Annotated in this window: 14 protein-coding genes and 1 tRNA gene; 5 read left to right on the forward strand and 10 right to left on the reverse strand. The window is 74.2% G+C overall.

Annotated elements, in window-relative coordinates:
- The first annotated feature begins 140 nt into the window (after nucleotides 1–140).
- Nucleotides 141–1,250 carry an LLM class flavin-dependent oxidoreductase gene (locus tag C3489_RS06505; RefSeq protein WP_103780787.1) on the forward strand — a complete coding sequence of 370 codons (1,110 nt, stop codon included), beginning with the start codon at nucleotides 141–143 and terminating at the stop codon, nucleotides 1,248–1,250.
- On the opposite strand, the gene C3489_RS06510 is transcribed toward C3489_RS06505, so the two are convergent.
- Complete coding sequence (locus C3489_RS06510; RefSeq protein WP_103780788.1) at nucleotides 1,223–3,067, reverse strand: bifunctional diguanylate cyclase/phosphodiesterase; 1,845 nt, start codon at nucleotides 3,065–3,067, stop codon at nucleotides 1,223–1,225. The genes C3489_RS06505 and C3489_RS06510 overlap by 28 nt on opposite strands.
- Nucleotides 3,068–3,380: 313 nt before the next feature.
- Here C3489_RS06510 and C3489_RS06515 point away from each other — a divergent pair, with 313 nt between their 5' ends.
- Nucleotides 3,381–4,697: a M6 family metalloprotease domain-containing protein gene (locus tag C3489_RS06515; protein WP_181139522.1), complete on the forward strand. Its 1,317-nt coding sequence runs from the start codon at nucleotides 3,381–3,383 to the stop codon at nucleotides 4,695–4,697.
- A 104-nt stretch (nucleotides 4,698–4,801) separates the two neighbouring features.
- Here the strand turns inward: C3489_RS06515 and C3489_RS06520 are convergent.
- The 7 genes from C3489_RS06520 to C3489_RS06550 all read right to left on the reverse strand — a co-directional run bounded on the left by C3489_RS06520 (nucleotide 4,802) and on the right by C3489_RS06550 (nucleotide 10,994).
- A tRNA-Lys gene (locus C3489_RS06520) sits at nucleotides 4,802–4,875 on the reverse strand.
- Entirely contained in the window at nucleotides 4,866–5,444 is a 579-nt protein-coding gene (locus C3489_RS06525) for a bifunctional DNA primase/polymerase (RefSeq protein ID WP_219821932.1), read from the reverse strand. Before C3489_RS06525 ends, C3489_RS06520 begins: the two co-directional genes overlap by 10 nt.
- 133 nt (nucleotides 5,445–5,577) lie before the next feature.
- Nucleotides 5,578–5,943 carry a hypothetical protein gene (locus C3489_RS06530; RefSeq protein WP_103780791.1) on the reverse strand — a complete coding sequence of 122 codons (366 nt, stop codon included), beginning with the start codon at nucleotides 5,941–5,943 and terminating at the stop codon, nucleotides 5,578–5,580.
- 123 nt (nucleotides 5,944–6,066) lie between these two features.
- Nucleotides 6,067–7,404 carry an AAA domain-containing protein gene (locus C3489_RS06535; RefSeq protein WP_103780888.1) on the reverse strand — a complete coding sequence of 446 codons (1,338 nt, stop codon included), beginning with the start codon at nucleotides 7,402–7,404 and terminating at the stop codon, nucleotides 6,067–6,069.
- A 2-nt stretch (nucleotides 7,405–7,406) separates the two neighbouring features.
- Nucleotides 7,407–8,996, reverse strand: coding sequence for a hypothetical protein (locus C3489_RS06540; protein WP_103780792.1), 1,590 nt, complete (start codon nucleotides 8,994–8,996; stop codon nucleotides 7,407–7,409).
- Nucleotides 8,987–10,108, reverse strand: a complete 1,122-nt coding sequence (locus tag C3489_RS06545) for a hypothetical protein (RefSeq protein WP_103780793.1) — start codon at nucleotides 10,106–10,108, stop codon at nucleotides 8,987–8,989. The genes C3489_RS06540 and C3489_RS06545 overlap by 10 nt, the downstream gene beginning before the upstream one ends.
- Entirely contained in the window at nucleotides 10,059–10,994 is a 936-nt protein-coding gene (locus C3489_RS06550; protein ID WP_103780794.1) for a phosphatase PAP2 family protein, read from the reverse strand. The genes C3489_RS06545 and C3489_RS06550 overlap by 50 nt, the downstream gene beginning before the upstream one ends.
- A gap of 207 nt (nucleotides 10,995–11,201) precedes the next feature.
- Here C3489_RS06550 and C3489_RS06555 point away from each other — a divergent pair, with 207 nt between their 5' ends.
- Nucleotides 11,202–11,798 (forward strand): histidine phosphatase family protein, encoded by a 597-nt coding sequence (locus C3489_RS06555; protein WP_103780795.1) that lies wholly within the window; start codon nucleotides 11,202–11,204, stop codon nucleotides 11,796–11,798.
- Between the two features lie 317 nt (nucleotides 11,799–12,115).
- Here C3489_RS06555 and C3489_RS06560 read toward each other — a convergent pair whose 3' ends face one another.
- Complete coding sequence (locus C3489_RS06560) at nucleotides 12,116–13,549, reverse strand: hypothetical protein (RefSeq protein WP_103780796.1); 1,434 nt, start codon at nucleotides 13,547–13,549, stop codon at nucleotides 12,116–12,118.
- A 269-nt stretch (nucleotides 13,550–13,818) separates the two neighbouring features.
- Between C3489_RS06560 and C3489_RS06565 the strand changes: the two genes are divergently transcribed.
- The gene (locus C3489_RS06565) at nucleotides 13,819–14,298 is read left to right on the forward strand and encodes a hypothetical protein (protein ID WP_374936722.1); all 480 of its coding nucleotides are present in this window, start codon (nucleotides 13,819–13,821) and stop codon (nucleotides 14,296–14,298) included.
- 188 nt (nucleotides 14,299–14,486) lie between these two features.
- Entirely contained in the window at nucleotides 14,487–15,356 is an 870-nt protein-coding gene (locus C3489_RS06570; RefSeq protein ID WP_103780798.1) for a spermidine synthase, read from the forward strand.
- A gap of 67 nt (nucleotides 15,357–15,423) precedes the next feature.
- Here C3489_RS06570 and C3489_RS06575 read toward each other — a convergent pair whose 3' ends face one another.
- Nucleotides 15,424–15,963 (reverse strand): hypothetical protein, encoded by a 540-nt coding sequence (locus C3489_RS06575; protein WP_103780799.1) that lies wholly within the window; start codon nucleotides 15,961–15,963, stop codon nucleotides 15,424–15,426.
- Nucleotides 15,964–16,002 lie beyond the last annotated feature (39 nt).

A 16,002-nucleotide genomic window follows, 5' to 3' on the forward strand; every position in this document is an offset into this window, starting at 1 on the left:
CCCCCGGTCCGCCACAGCGCCGGGCGCCGCCCAACGGACCCCTCCGGGCGCAGCCCGAACCTGGAACCCCGGGAATAAGCGGAGACCCCCTCCTGTTAGCCGGAGGCCAGCGCATCGCACACGCAGGAGGAGACCTCACCGTGGCCGCAGCAGACACCCCCGGCGACGAGATCCGGGGAACGGCACAGGGCACCGCACCCGTCCCGCTCTCCGTGTTGGACCTGGTCACCGTCGGCGCGGGCCGCACCGCCACCGACGCCCTGCGCACCAGCGTGGCCATGGCCCGGCTCGCCGAGAACCGCGGCTTCCACCGCTACTGGGTCGCCGAGCACCACTCCATGCCCGGCGTCGCTTCCTCCTCGCCCGCCGTGATCCTCGCCCACCTCGCCGCCCACACCGACCGCATCCGCCTCGGCTCGGGCGGCGTCATGCTGCCCAACCACGCCCCCCTCGTCATCGCGGAGCAGTTCGGCACGCTGGAGGCCATGGCGCCGGGCCGCATCGACCTCGGCCTCGGCCGGGCCCCGGGCACGGACGGGGCCACGGCCGCGGCCCTGCGCCGCAGCGACCGGCTCAACGAGGGCGCCGACGACTTCCCGCAGCAGCTCGCCGAACTGACCCGCTTCCTCGACGACGACTTCCCCGACGGGCACCCGTACCGGAGGATCCACGCCGTACCGGGACCCGTCCAGGCCACCTCTCCCGGCGGCGTGCAGTCACCGCACCGCCCGCCCATCTGGCTGCTCGGCTCCTCCGGGTTCAGCGCCCGGCTCGCCGGCATGCTCGGCCTGCCGTTCGCCTTCGCGCACCACTTCTCCGCGCAGAACACCCTCCCGGCCCTCGACCTGTACCGCGAGTCCTTCCGCGCCTCCGACGTCCTGGACGAGCCGTACGCCCTCATCGGCGTCGCCGCCCTCGCCACCGAGGACGAGAAGGAGGCCCGCCGGCAGGTGCGCGCCGCCGCGCTGAGCATGATCCGGCTGCGCACCGGACGGCCGGGCCTGGTGCCCACGCCGGAGGAGGCCGAGGCGTACGAGTTCAGCCCGATGGAGGAGGAGTTCGCCGCCTCCTGGAACTCCAACGTCGTCCACGGCACCCCGGACGAGGTGCGCACCGGGCTCGACGAGCTGCAGAAGCGGACCGGCGCCGACGAGCTGATGATCACCGGCAACGCGCACAGCGGGGACGTGCGGCTGCGCTCGTACGAACTGATCGCGGACGTCTACGGCTTGCCGACCACGTCCGCCTGAACCCCCGGCGCCCCCCGCAGCGCGGAGATACGATCCGGCGGCACCGGACGGGAGTACAGCCACCCCTGCCCGGTGTCGCAGCCGATCAGCCGCAGCCGGTCGGCCTGCGCGGAGGTCTCCACGCACTCGGCGGTCACCGTCAGGCCCAGTCGGTGCGCCAGCTGGATCATCGCCTCGACGATGACCTCGTCGGCGGGGCTGGGGTGCGCGGCCGGATCGTCGTAGCGGAATCCGCGCACGAAGGAGCCGTCCAGCTTCAGGACCTTCACCGGCAGCCGGGAGAGGTACGCGAGGTTCGAGTAGCCGGTGCCGAAGTCGTCGATGGCGATGCGCACGCCCATGTCGCTGAGGGCCTTGAGGGCCTGCAAGGGCCGGCCGGCGGAGCCCATGACCGCCGACTCGGTCAGCTCCAGCTGCAGCAGGTGCGGCGCCAGGCCCGTCTCGGCCAGCGTCTCGGCCACGTCCGCGACCAGGTCGGAGTCCCACACCTGGCGCACGGCCACGTTGACGCTGACGAACAGGGGCGGCTCGCCGGGGTTCTCCAGCTGCCAGCGGCGGGCCTGGCGGCAGGCGGTGGCGAGGATCCACCGGCCGAGCGGCACGATCGAACCGTCCTCCTCGGCGAGTCCGATGAACCGATTCGGCGGCAGCAGCCCGAACTGCGGGTGGTTCCAGCGGATCAGCGCCTCCACCCCGTGCAGCCGGCCGTCCGCCATGCCCACCAGCGGCTGGTAGTCGAGCACGAACTCCCCGCGCTCGATGGCCGGTCGGAGGGTGGAGGCGAGCGCCTGACGCGTCATCAAGTGCGCGTTGCGCTCCGGGTCGAACAGCGTCCAGCGGTCCTTGCCGTCCGACTTGGCCCAGTACAGCGTCGTGTCGGCGGCCTGCATCAGCCCGGTCGCGGACGTGCCCGCCGCCTGGCGCTCCACCACGCCGATGGACGCCGAGACAGACAGCCGCTGGCCGGCCAGGTCGAAGGGCTCCTGAAGGGCCTTCAGCACCGACTCGGCGAGGTCGGCGAGCTGGTCGGTGCCGGTGGAGTTCTCCACCAGCAGCGCGAACTCGTCGCCGCCGAGCCGCGCCACCAGCGGTGCGCCGGCCCGGCCGCAGCCCGCCTCGTCCGCGCAGCGCGTGAGCCGCTCGGCCACGGCCGCCAGCAGCTGGTCCCCGACGCGGTGCCCGAGGGTGTCGTTGACGGCCTTGAACCCGTCCACGTCCAGGTAGCACAGCCCGATCCGGCCGGTGCCGCCCGTCTCGTACGCCTCGGCCTCCAGCGCGGCCGACTCCAGCGCCGCCGTCAGCCGTTCGAAGAACAGGGTGCGGTTGGGCAGCCGGGTCACCGGGTCGTGCATCTGCAAGTGCCGCAAGCGCGCCTGGAGTTCACGGCGGGCGCTGACGTCGGCCACGGACAGCAGTACGCCCTCCTCGCCGACGGGCAGCGAGCTGACGGTGACCTGCGCCCACAGCGAGTGGCCGTCGGGGTGTTTGAGGCGGCGGGTGCAGCGCAGCCGGGGGCGGTCGCCCACGAGCACCTCGCGGTAGGCGTGCCAGGTGCGGCTGTCGGTGGCGAGGTCCAGCAGATCGGACGCGACCTGGCCGGTGAGGCCGGTCCGGTCGCCGCCGAGCAGCTCGCCGAGGGTGTCGTTGGCGTCGACGATCAGACCCTCGCGGTCGACGACGGCCATGGCGAGCGGCGCCGCCGTGAAGGCGGAACGGTAGGGCGGCTCGGCACGGGCAGGGGTGGTGCGGTTACTCTCTGTAACGACATGCCCGTCGGCTTCCGCCACGGGTGTCGACCCTTCGGACGTTCCGCTCACCGCTCGCTCCCGCAGTGCACTCGTTGGCTGTCCGCGCAGGAAAGTGTGCCGATCATAGAGGCTGCCCCGGGGCCGTTCCAGCCATGGGCCGCTCTGGGGCGGCCGGAGCGGGGTGCCCGGCACCCCGCCGGATCGTTTCTGTTCGCAGGTGGGCGGCCTGGGCGGACCCCCGACCGAATGTGACGTTCCGTGAGCGCTTCGGGGGTGTCGCCGCGCGTGGCACTCACTCGTCCGGGTCAGATAAACAGGGCATACGACAATAAATGCCACCAGGCTGGGTGCGGCGTCCCGTGAACCGCACCCGGAGGTCCCCTTGCCGCGTCAGCGCACCCTGAAAGGACTGGGCCGAAGTACCCGCAGGGGACTGAGCCGGGCGCTGGAACCGCCCCGACTGCGCAGCACCGCCGCCGTGTTCACCACCATGTCGGCGCTCGCCGCGACCTCCCTGCTCAGCGCCCCCTCGGTCGCCGAACCCTTCTCCACCGAGCCCTGCGCCCTCCAGCGCACCGGCGCCCACCACTCCGAGGGCGTCGATACCTGGAACGCCGCCTACCCGCGGCCCACCCGCGCCCTGAACGCGGTCATGGTCTTCCTGTCCTTCCCCGACTCCACCCCGCTGACCACCCCCGCCGAGCTGACCGCCGACCACTTCCCGGTCACCAGCGAGTTCTTCCGGCGCACCTCCTACGGCCGCTTCACCCTGACCGCACACGCGATGCGGCAGTGGGTCCGCATGCCCCGGCCGTCCACCGCGTACCGCATACAGCGCGACTGGAGCGCGAGCCTGCGCTCCCTGTACCTGCGCGACGCCCTGCGCGCCGCCGACGACCAGGTCGACTTCTCCCGCTACGACATCGTCTACTTCGTCGCCGACCCGGACGCGCCCGGCGTCGACTCCGACGCGACCAAGGTCGTCAACCTGGACGCCCCGCTGCGCGCGGACGGCGCGGACATCCGCCGGGTGGTCACGGTCTTCGAACGGCACCCACCGGACCGGCTGGTGCTCGCGCACGAGACCGGGCACGTCTTCGACCTGCCCGACCTCTACCACCGCCCGGCCGACGGCAAGGGTGACTGGGACACCTACGTCGGCGACTGGGACATGATGGGCAGCCAGTTCGGCCTCGCCCCGGACCTGTTCGGCTGGCACAAGTGGAAGCTGGGCTGGCTCCAGCCCCGGCAGGTGGTGTGCGTGCAGCGCCCGACCCGGCTCACCCTGGAGCCGCTCGGCGCCGGCCCCGGTGTGCCCGTGCCCGGCGCCGCCGGCGCACCGGCCTTCGGGCTCGGCGACGGCACCAAACTCGCCGTCGTGCGCACCGGCCCGGACAGCGCCCTCGCCTTCGAGGTGCGGGACCCCGTCGGCAACGACAGCATGGCCTGCCGGGCCGGGGTGCTCGTCTACCGGGTGCGCAGCACGACCGAGTCCGGGCGCGGGCCCGTCGAGGTGATCGACGCCCACCCGCACACCCAGGCCTGCTGGGAGGACTCCGTCTACCCGCCGCTCGCCGACGCCCCGGTCTCCCTCGGCGAGAGCTTCACGGTGCCCGGGGACGGGGTGCGGGTGGAGGTGGAGGACCGCTCCGCGTCCGGGACGTGGACGGTGACGATCACACCGGGGGTGACCGGTTGATCCACCGGACCGCTTGATCCATCGGGCCGCTTGATCCATCGGGCCGCTTGATCCTCGGGTACAGCAGAAGGCCCCTCGCTTGCGCGAGGGGCCTTCCCGTCGTGTGCGCCGCCAGGGACTCGAACCCCGGACCCGCTGATTAAGAGTCAGCTGCTCTAACCAACTGAGCTAGCGGCGCCTGCTGACGTCGTAGACCTTAGCATCCTGGTCGGCGGGGTGCGAAATCGATATCCGCACCGCCGCCCGGGCCGCCCGCACCGCCGCCCACAGCAGGATCTCCGGGCCCGGCAGCCAGGGGTGGCGGGTGTCCGGGGCGACCAGCCAGCGTGTCGCGGACGTGCCCGCCGTGACCGACGACACCGGCGGGACGGTCACCGCGTCACCGGACCCGTGGCAGGTCAGCGGCGGAATGCCGTCGGTGCGGCCGGTGCGGCCGCCGCCCGCCCCCCACTCCTCCCACTCCAGCAGCGAGGGCAGCCGCTGGGCCGAGCCGGGCGCCGCGAAGAGCAGCATCCGGCCCCGGAAGACGGCGACCGGGCCCGAGCCCGGCCCCTCGTCCCACAGCCGGTCCAGCATCCGGCGCCCGAACAGGGCGGGGACGCCGATGACGTCGAAGGCGGTGCCGCAGGGAAGCACCACCGGGGCGTCCGGCTGCTCCTCCCACAGGGCGAGGGTGCTGCGCGGGTAGGTTCCCGCCGAGGCCAGCCAGCTGGCGCCGTCATGGGTGACAAGGCACGTACTGCTCATGCCGTCCAGGTTTACCGGGCGTGAGGGTGCGCTTCCCCAGGGTTGCGGGAAATCCGGACAGGAGGGGGCGTCAGGGAGTATCTTGCCCGGCTGTTGCCCGCCTGGCATATGCCGAACGTGCGTGCGGGTGGAGTCACAGCGGGTCGGAGGGGTTGGTCCCGTCCCCGCCGCGCAGCAGGTCACGGCCGAACTCGACCATCTTCTTCGCGTAGTCCTCGGTCCACTCGGCCCGCTCGGCGATGTCCCCCGCCGTCAGCCGGTCGAACCGGCGCGGGTCGGCCAGCTGGGCCGCCGCGATCGCCTGGAACTCCACGGCCCGGTCGGCCGCCGCACGGAAGGCCTGCGTCAGCTCCGTCGCCCGCTCCAGCAGCGTGCGCGGGTCGTCGATCGACTCCAGGTCGAAGAAGTGCTCCGGATCGGCGGCCGCCGCCATGGGCTCGAAGAGCAGGGGCGCGGGGCGTAGCCGCGGTTCGTTCCGACGCGGCGTGGGCTCCGCCATGTCTTCTCCTTCTCGTACGGGGGCGTACGTCACGGGTGGCGCCGCCTACGGGTGGACCACCCTCCATTGTCCCGCGCGTGCGCAAGGGGGCCTCGGGGCCATGGCTCGCGACCGACGAGACGCTCAGGGCCGCCAGGTCACCCGGTGCTCGCTCAGGTGGGCCAGGACCGCGTGGTTCGCCTCCCAGCCGTCCGGGAACTTCACGAGCGTGCCCAGCTGGACCGGTTCCGTCGACGGGTAGTCGTCCAACAGGTCTTCCACCCCCGCGCGGCACACCACGATGCACGCGTGCCGGTGGCGGGAGGCCAGGACGCACAGACGGCCGGTCTCCAGGTGGAAGGCCGTGGCGTCGGGCCTGCCGGACAGCGGGTGCAGGACCACCGTCACGTCGTACTCCCGGCCCTGCAGCCGGTTCGCCGTGTCCACCGTGACGTCGGACACGCCCAGCTCGGCCAGCGCCGCGCGGATGGCCGCCGCCTGGTCGCGGTGCGCGGTGCCCACGGCGACCCGGTCGGCGGTCAGCGGCGACGGCCCCCCGGAGCGCTCCGAGGTGGCGGCACCACCCCGGTCGAGCAGCCGCCGTACGACCGTCGCCACCGCCCGCACCGCCTCCGGGTCGGTGCGCGGGGTGTGCCGGGCGGGCAGCTCCAGCAGCCCCCAGCCGCAGGCCGCGGCCTCGTCGATCACCCGGTCGGGACCGGAGCCGTCGGAGGGCACCGCGAAGGACAGGCGGCGATCGTCCGGACCCGTGCCGCTGCGGAAGGGCGTGTAGGGGTAGAACGCGTCCGACACCAGCGGCGCGGCGGACGCCGGCAGCCGCCAGGACACCGGCAGGCGGTGCTGCGGCAGGTCCGGGTTGTGCGCGAGCAGCGTCGTCACCGCCGACGCCGACGGGTCGTACGACAGTCCCGCCCACTGCTCGCTGCCCACGATCGCGAACGGGTCCAGCTGGCCGGGGTCGCCCACGAACAGCGCCCGCTCGAACAGCCCCGCCACCGCCAGCAGACCGTCGGAGCGCATCTGGTACGCCTCGTCGACGATCGCGTGCCGCCACGGCTCGTCCACCTTCACATGCGCCCACTTGGCCGCCGTGGACAGCACCACCGGCAGCCCGGTGAGGTCGGCGGCCTTCGCCGAGGTGCGCACCTGCGGCAGTTCGTCCAGGGCACGGTCGTAGGCGTCGGCGTCGCTGCTGTGCAGCCGGCCGACGGGCAGCTCCGGGTCCTTCTCGGCCAGCCGCAGCACCAGGTCGTCGACCTGCGCGTTGGTCTGCGCGACGACCATCAGCGGGCGCCCGGCCCCGGCCAGCTCCAGCGCCGCCCGCACCACCAGCGTGGACTTGCCGGCGCCGGGCGGGGAGTCGACGACGACCCCGCGCGCGGAGCCGTGCAGCGTGTCGGCGAGGATCGCCTCGGTGGCCCGGGCCGCGGCCGCCCCCGGATCGAAGGCCGTCTCGGTCACGGTCACAGCACGTCCTCCTCGGTGACGGGATCGGCGGGCTCGGCGACCTGCTCGCCGGGCGGCCCGCCGTGCGTCCACGGGGTGTCCTCCGGGTCGGGCAGCTTCGCACCGCCCCGCTGGTCGTGCTCGAACAGCGTGAAGCACACCCGGTCGCCCTTCTCGGGCAGCGACCCCGCCTCGGGCTCCTTGCCGCGCCCCATCTTGTCGAGGATCCGCAGCACGAACAGACCCTCCTCCTCGGCGCCGACGAACTCCGCCGTCTGCGGCCGCCCGCCCAGCGACCGGTACACCTTCGCCCGCTCGCCCAGATGCGGCCGGTCGTCCGTGCGCACGGTCACCAGCGGGCGCGGACTGGGCCGCTTGCCCTCGCTGTACGCCATGACCACGTCCGTCACCTCCCCGGCGAACGCCTCCCCGGCCAGCCGCCGCCCCGCCATCACCAGCGGGTCGTCGAGCGCCTCCTGCGCCTCCAGCCGGGCCTGCTCCCGCTCCCGCGCGGCCAGCTTGTTCGCCGCGGTGACCGCGTCGTCGCGGCGCGGCTGCGGTGGCTCACCGGCCAGCACCCGGTCCCGGTGCCCGGTGAACGACCACCGGTCCCGCGTCCAGCGCTCCTCGGCATGCGCCCCCTCGGGCAGCGACCGCAGCAGGTCCAGCCCCCGCCAGACCTTCTCCCAGGTGGGCAGCGTGACCCGCGCGAGCAGCTCACGGATCTCCCGCTCGGCCCGGGTGAGCGCGCCCAGCCGCTCGTCGGCCTCCAGACCGTCCTGCGCGGCGGCGAGCGCGCTGCGGGCACGGTCGAAGCGCTCGATGGCCGGGGCGAGCAGCCGGTTGTCGAACGCCGGGTCGGTGGCCGGTCCGGCGGGCGGGCACAGCAACTGCCCGGCGCCGTCCCGCGCCAGCTCGGCCGCCAGCGCCGCCTCCGCGCCCGAGACGCCCTCCGGCGGATCGATCCACGCCAGCAGCGCGCCCAGATGCTGGTCCTCCAGGCCGGACTGACCCGTCGCCCAGTGCCGGGCGAGCACCTCGGTCAGCGCCAGCAGCAGCGAGGACCCGGGCACCCGGGCCCGCTCGGCGTAGTGGGTGAACCAGCGCCCCAGCAACGGCACCCGGGGCGGCGCCGGATACGGCGTCTGCGGGTCCTGCTCCGCCGTCCGCCGAAAACGCATCGACCGGCCCAGCAGCCGCACGAGGTCGACGCCGGCCCGGCTCGGCACGATCAGCTGCGGGGCGTCCGCGCACAGGTCCACCTCGACCTTGACCCGCTTGCCGGTCTCCGGGTCGGTCTCCGTGCGCTCGGCGGCCTCCACCACCCCGGTGTACGACTCGATGTACGGCAGGACGACGTCGGCCAGCTCTGCGAGGAAGGCGAACCGCAGGTCGCGGTCGCGCGGCTGCGGCACGACCAGCAGCCGGGGCGCGTCCCGGTCGGTGCCGACCAGCGCCCCGAGCGGGGCACCGGCCTCACCGCCCGTGATCAGCGGCACCAGGACCAGCGGCCGGTCGGACAGATGCCGGTGCCGCACGGTGGCGGCGGGCTGGGCGTACCCGCTGCTGACCGCCTCCATACGGGCCAGGGTGGCGATCAGCGACATGCGGCCTCCCCAAGCGCCTCCGCGCGCAGCACGGCCGCCCGGCGCAGCGCCGCCACCGCCGGATCGTCCGGGTCCCCGGCCTCCCCGCGGGCCGCCGCCAGCACCTCCGTAACGGTGGTCAGCCCGCCCAGCTCGGCCCGTACGGCCCGCCCCAGCGTGGTCACCGCGGCCGCCTCACGGGACCGCCGCCGGCAGTGGAAGGCCAGCTCGCAGGTGGCCAGGCAGTCCGGTGCGTACGTCGCCGGAACGGACTCCACCGCCTCCGCCAGTTCCTGAGCCGGCAGCGCGGGCGAGAAACAGGTCCCCTCGGGCAGCGAGTCGGCGATCTCCTCGATCCTGGTGAGCCGGGCGAGCTGGCGCCGGGTCACCGCGAGCTGCTTGCGCACATCGACCGCGCAAGCGGCGGGCAGATTGGAGAAGTCCTTCGGGCAGACGAGCAGGACCCGGTGCCGCACCCGCGGCGCGGGCTCCAGCCGGCCGGCGACCTCCTCCAGCGCCAGCACGTACACGGCGGCCTGCCGGGCGGCGGCACCCACCTTCGCCGGGTCCGCCGAGCCGTCCAGCATCGGGAAGGACTTGATCTCGACGACCGTCCAGGTGCCGTCCGGGTGCACCACCACCGCGTCCGGCTCAAGGAACGCCGGCGAACCGGCCACGTCGAGGGCCAGCATCGGATGGTCCAGCAGCGTCCAGCCGCCCGCCTCGACGGCCTCCCGCAACGCCAGCGCCGTACGCGCAGTGCGCCCCTCGGGCCCGGACGCGGTCAGGTCGGGCACATGACCGCCCTCCGGCGGCTCGGCGCCGGGATCGAGCTTCTCCCGCACCAGCCGGAGCAGCTCCGCGCCGCCGTCCGCCTTGACCTTCGCCTCGAAGGAGTTGCCCCGGATCAGCGCGAACTGCGACTGCCCGAACACCGAAGGCGCCCCCAGCGCGCTCGCCAGCGCCGCCTTGTCCACCCCGGCGCCGTCGAGGATCGCTCGCCGCCGGCAGCCCGGGTTCGCGGCCAGGGCCGCGAGCGCGCGGGCGTCCAGCGCCTTGCCGGGTACGTCGGGTCCGCGCAGCTCAGCGAGCCGGTGCCGGAGCGCCGTCCCCTGTGTCCGTGGGGGCGGCACCCGGCTCGGCGTCGGCGTCGAGCCGCGATGCGCGCTGCCGTGGAATTCGCTCACCCGCCGAAGTCTGGCATCCGCCACTGACAATCGAGGCGGGAGCGCCGGAAGAGCCACCCGTGACGAGCCGCGCCCGCACCCGGTCGGCGAGCCGCGTCACGGCCGGCGCGAGCAGCAGCCCGACGCCCATCACGGCCACGCCGGCGACGGCGTCGAGCAGATAGTGATTGGCGGTCCCCATGACGACCAGAGTCGTCCCCAGCGGATACACCACCGCCAGAACCCGGGCCGCCCGGCCGCGGCCGTAGCGCCACAGCATCACCCCGCACCACAGCGCCCAGCCGACGTGCAGGCTCGGCATGGCCGCGTACTGGTTCGTCATGCCGCCCATGCCGCGCGGCGCGCTGGCCTCGCCGCCCCACCAGCCGTACGAGCTGTAGTAGGCCATCGTGTCGACGAAGCCGTGCTGCGCGGCCAGCAGGCGGGGCGGGCACGTCGGCAGCAGCGTGAAGCCGATCAGCCCGAGGAACGTCGACGTCATCAGCCACGTGCGGGCCGCCCGGTAGTGCGCGGCGCGGTTGCGGAACAGCCACACCAGCAGCGCGGGCGTCACCAGGTAGTGCAGCGAGGCGTACCAGAAGTCGGCCGGCACACCCAGCCAGGACTCCCTGGTGAACAGCCGGTTCAGCGGGTGCTCGGCGTTGATGTGCAGGAACTTCTCGATCCGCAGGATCGCCAGGCCGTGGTCCACGGCGTCCGAGACGCCACCGCGGGCGAGCAGGCGCCCGGCCGAGTAGCAGCCGTACACGAGCAGGATCAAGGGCAGCTCGATCCACCAGCGCGACCGGGTCTCCGGGGCCGCCTCGATGCCTGGTGACTCGGTCTGCGGCATCCGATTCGCCCTCCCCCTTCTACTCACTGCTGGATCGTTCGGCCGGGGATCACCCGGCGGTGCGGGGGAGTCACTCTACGGCGTGGGCGGCGTCCCTCTCGGGTCGCCCCCGGCCCAGGAAGACGCCGTAACCGGCCCGCGGGTTGCCCGTGACGCACGTGCGCGATGATGGAGGTGATTTCCCCGCACACCCGAAAGGTCCCTCGCATGGCACCGCGCATCCTGCTGGCCCGGCACGGACAGACCGAGTGGTCGTTGTCCGGCAAGCACACCGGCAGGACGGACATCCCGCTCCTGGAGGAGGGCCGGCGCGGCGCCAAGCTGCTCGGCGAGCGGCTGCACCGGGCGCCGCTGGACGGACTGCCCGGCGTCGAGGTGCGCACCAGCCCGCTGGCACGCGCGCGTGAGACGTGCGAGCTGGCCGGCTTCGGCGACCGTGCCACTGTGTGGGACACGCTGATGGAGTGGGACTACGGCGCGTACGAGGGCCTCACCCCGGCCGAGATACAGGCGCTGCGCCCCGGCTGGCTCATCTGGCGGGACGGCGTCCCCGAGGGCGAGACGCTGTCCGAGGTGACCGCCCGCGCCGACGAGGTCGTCTCCTGGGCCCGCTCGGCCGACCGCGACGTCCTGATCTTCGCGCACGGCCACATCCTCCGCTCCATCGGCGCCCGCTGGCTGGGCCTGCCCCTGGACTTCGCCGCCCGCATCCGCCTGAACCCCACGTCCCTGTCCACCCTCGGCTGGGCCTATGGAGAACCGGCCCTGGAAACCTGGAACGACGTGGGCCACCTGGCGGCTTGACCGGGGCTGGCTTGAGCACCCGGCGTTTCCAAGCGCCCTTGCTGCGGCGGGCCGGGTGTGGGTCACGCAGCCCGGCGCGACGAGGTGCCTCCCCCAAGCTCTTCGAGCAGGGGGGACCCCCAGCGCCCACCCGTGCCGCCCTGGGGGCACCTCCCAGGCCCTTAAGGCACTGGGGGAGGCACGACTGCCCGCAGCTACGTGGGGATGGCGACGCACGCCACGACGCGACAGCGACGGGCCGCCGCAGGCATGAAAGGGGCGCGGGGAACTGCGCGAGCAACCAGCCACCCACCCGCGGACGAACGACAACCCCCCGCTCAAGCCAAGCGCGGCGCCGCCGCGTGCCGTTCCAAGAACTCCGAAACCCCCGAAGCCCGCCGGTGAGGCAACAGCACCCGCGCCGTCCCCGCCAACATCCCCTGCACCCGAGACGACTGCACCTGATCCAGCAGCCCCAGCACCCGCAGCCCCGCCGCCGCGGCCTCGTCCGGCCGCCCCCCACGCGCCAGGTCGTCCGCCAGCTCCGCAGTGAACAGCGCGGTGTTCCGCAGGAAGTGCGGATTCTGCAGCCGAGCCGCCCGCCGCGCCTGCCGCGCCGCCCGCTCCCAGTCCCCCAGCGCGGACCAGCACTGCGCCTCAAGACCCGCCAGCTCGGCCTCGCCGTAGAAGCTCATCCACTCCGGGTCGGCGTCCGACGCCCCCCGCTCGAACAGCGCCTGCGCCCGCCCCAGCGCCTGCTCGCACCCGAACCGGTCCGCGAGCCCCGCCCACCCTCCGGCCTCGCGCAGCGCCAGCAGCGACATCAGCCGCGCCGACCCCAGCGGCCGCGCCACCCGCTGCGCCGCCTGCGCCGCCCGCACCGCCTCCCGGGGCCGCCCCGCGTCCCGCGCCAGGAACGCCGTGTTGCAGAAGGCGTGCGCCTCCAGCCCCGCGTCCCCGGTCATCCGCGCGGTGGCCAGCGCCTCGGCATAGTGCGAGCGCGCGTCCTCGAAACGCCCCGAGTCGTGCGCCAGCCATCCCACGGAGATGGCCAGCTCACCCGCGCCCGAGTGCAGCCGGTCGGCGGTGGCCTGCCGGGTCGCCCCGGCGTCCAGCAGCGCGTAGGCGGCCCGCAGCGGGGCGGCCGCACGCCGGTACAGCCCGTCGGCGCCGTGCCGGTCGTCCAGCAGCCGGATCCTGCGGACGGCCTCTTCCAGCGCGCCGGCCTCGCTCGCCCCGGCACGGCGCCTGGGGCGGTCGGACGCCAGGGCGTCCGGGGCGAGCACGATGGGGCCCAGCGAAGCGGCGGCCACCGTGGCACCCGTGCCGCTGATGAATGCGCGACGCAGCACGTCGCTCTCCTCGTTGTCGTGGTGGTGCGTGTCGTACGGGTCCTGCGTGTCATACGGCTCGGCGTCCGCACCCGGTTCAGCGACGGGCGCACCCGGTTCACCGAGGGGCGCCCGCGCCGCACGCCCGCGTACGGCGGACCGGGGCGCGAAGCCCAGGTCCACGAGCGTGCGGCCCGGGAACATGTGCAGGAACACCCGTTCGTAGGCGTAGTTGGGACAGCGGATCTCGCCCGCCTCGACCCGGCCGATGTAGCGCGCGTCACAGCTGACCCGCTCGCCGATCTCGCGGGCAGCCCGCCTCACCAGCGCGGCGAACTCGGCCGGCGAGCGCTGTCCGCGCAACTGCCGGAAGACGAGGTTGGGCCGCGCAGGCCGCTGGGGCTGGGACGCGTGGGCAGCGTTCATCGTCGACGACGCCATGGCCGGGTCCTCTCGTGCGAACCGTCGAACCATGCCGGGCGCGAGGTGAGTTGCCCCGATTGTCGGGGTGATCACCCTGTTGTCCGGCGGCAAGAACGTACCTGCTGCGATCGGGCCGCCATGCGGTGTTTGGCTACAAACCGGATATCCCACCCACGATCTGCCATGAACTGCCATCCTTTGCGGCGGACTTCCGCCGTAGCCGTTGACACGGTGGCGCGTTGAACTCGACGGACGGCGACAGGCCGCGAGAGGCGTTGAGGGATTCCGTGGTGGAGGCCGGGATGGAGACCAGCCAGAGCATCGCACCTTGCATGTCACCCGGTACGCCACCGGATACGCCGCCGACGTCGGCGACACATGCGCCGAGCCCGGAGCACAGCGTGGCGCCCGGCACGGCAGGCGCCTGCGACCTCGTCACCGTGCCGGCCCGCCAGGGCCTGGAGGCGGTGGACATCCTGCGGCGCGGCGCCTCGGACGCCGTCGGCCCGGTCCTGCACGACGGCGGCTGCGACACACTGGGCTTCCTGGTCCCGCCCGGTACGGCGGCCGGCTGGGACGTCCCTGGCAGCATCTGCACCCGCACCGACGGCCGCGGACTGCGCCTCGCCCCCGAGCCGCCGGTGGAGGGCTCCGACTGGCTGCTCCCGCCCGGCGCGGACGCGGACCGGGCCACCGACCCGGCGGTCCTGCGCCGAGCCCTGGGCGAGGCGGCCCGCCTGATCGAGGCGGCGGACAGCTGCCGCTGAAATCCCGCGCCACGGCCCCACAACCCGCAGCGCGCACCACGGCCCCAGTAACCACAGCCCCCGCCCACGGCCCCACAACCCGCGCCCACGGCCCACAACCCGCAGCCCGCACGCACCACCCCCACGAACCGCAGCCCCCGCCCCCGGCCCCCACACCCCCACCACCACCCACCCGGGATAATGGCCGGATGGCCAAGTCCAGGAACCCCCGGCGCAAACAGCCCGGTCCCGAGCCCGTCGCGGAGCAGGTCGACGGCGGGCTCGCCGAGCTCGTCCCCGACCGGGACCGCCCCCGCGCCTGGACCCTCCTGCTGGACGGCGCCCCGCAGTCGCACGTCGACCTCGACGACCCGGCGTACCTCTCCTTCGAGTACCAGCGCCGCCTCGGCCACGTCATCGACCTCGCCGCCCCGCCCGGCAAACCGGTCCACGCCGTGCACCTCGGCGGCGGCGCCCTCACCCTGGCCCGCTACGTCGCCGCCACCCGCCCCCGCTCCACCCAGCAGGTCGTGGAACGGGACGCGGCCCTCGTCCAGCTCGTGCGCCGGGAGCTGCCGCTGGACCCCGCCGCCCGTATCCGGGTCCGGTCGGCCGACGCCCGCGAGGGCCTCGGCAAGGTGCCGGACGGCTGGGCGGACCTGGTGATCGCGGACGTGTTCAGCGGCGCCCGCACCCCCGCCCACCTCACCTCCACCGAGTTCCTCGACGAGGTCCGCCGGGCGCTGAAGCCGGGCGGCGTGTACGCCGCGAACCTGGCCGACGGCCCGCCGCTGGCGCATCTGCGCGGCCAGATCGCCACCGCCGCCGCCCGCTTCGCCGAACTGGCGCTGGTCGCGGACCCGGCGGTGCTGCGCGGCAAGCGCTTCGGCAACGCGGTGCTCGTCGCCCGCGACCTGCCCCTGCCCGTCGCGGAGCTGACCCGGCGCGCGGCCTCCGACCCGCACCCGGCCCGCGTCGAGCACGGCAAGGCGCTGCTGGACTTCACCGGCGGCGCCGCCCCGGTCACGGACGCGGCGGCCGTGGCCTCACCGGCCCCACCGCCGTCGGTGTTCCACTAGCCGCCGACGAGCCCGTCCACAAGCCGCCAGCCCGTCCACGAACCGCCGACAAGCCCGGACGGGGCGGTCAGTACGTCCCGACCTCCACCCGGGGCGGCCCGTCGTGCCACGTACAGAACACCGACACCCGGTCCGCACCCGAGGAGAACTCCACCCGGATCCACGACTCCGTCTTCCACCACTGCATCGACCAGCCCGCCTTCGGGGTCGCCGACACCAGCGACGCGCTCGCCGAACCGATGTCGAACACCACCCGGCCGCCGTCGGAGTCGTAACTCCTGATCCGCCCCGAGGAGCCGGCCGACGGGCTCGCGGAGGCGGCCGGCGTGCGCGGGGAGCCGGACGCCCGCCGCCCCGGCGACGAGGACGGGGCCGAGGAAGACGGCGCCGGACGGGACGCCGGCGGGGACGGGGGCACGGTCCGGGCCGTGGACGACACCCGGGGCCGCGACTCCTGCGTCGTCGCCCGCGCCGCCGTGATCGGCAGGGCGCGCGGCGGGTCGTAGGCGGTGCCCGCCATCACCGTGTGCACGCCCCACCACGACAGCGTGACCGCCGCGCCCGTGGCGAGCGACCAGGCCAGTACGTGTACGAGTCCTCTGCGCATCGCGGGCCATACTGCCCCAGGGTGAGCGCCGTGTGCACA

It is taken from the genome of Streptomyces sp. Ru71 (genome assembly GCF_002920535.1).
Lineage (GTDB): Bacteria > Actinomycetota > Actinomycetes > Streptomycetales > Streptomycetaceae > Streptomyces.

What these genes read in the sequence shown, in the direction of transcription:
- C3489_RS06525 (WP_219821932.1), bottom strand. Translation starts at nt 5,444, where the DNA reads ATGAGCAGTACGTGCCTTGTCACCCATGACGGCGCCAGCTGGCTGGCC.
- C3489_RS06530 (WP_103780791.1), bottom strand. Translation starts at nt 5,943, where the DNA reads ATGGCGGAGCCCACGCCGCGTCGGAACGAACCGCGGCTACGCCCCGCG.
- C3489_RS06540 (WP_103780792.1), bottom strand. Translation starts at nt 8,996, where the DNA reads ATGTCGCTGATCGCCACCCTGGCCCGTATGGAGGCGGTCAGCAGCGGG.
- C3489_RS06550 (WP_103780794.1), bottom strand. Translation starts at nt 10,994, where the DNA reads ATGCCGCAGACCGAGTCACCAGGCATCGAGGCGGCCCCGGAGACCCGG.
- C3489_RS06555 (WP_103780795.1), top strand. Translation starts at nt 11,202, where the DNA reads ATGGCACCGCGCATCCTGCTGGCCCGGCACGGACAGACCGAGTGGTCG.
- C3489_RS06560 (WP_103780796.1), bottom strand. Translation starts at nt 13,549, where the DNA reads ATGGCGTCGTCGACGATGAACGCTGCCCACGCGTCCCAGCCCCAGCGG.
- C3489_RS06570 (WP_103780798.1), top strand. Translation starts at nt 14,487, where the DNA reads ATGGCCAAGTCCAGGAACCCCCGGCGCAAACAGCCCGGTCCCGAGCCC.
- C3489_RS06575 (WP_103780799.1), bottom strand. Translation starts at nt 15,963, where the DNA reads ATGCGCAGAGGACTCGTACACGTACTGGCCTGGTCGCTCGCCACGGGC.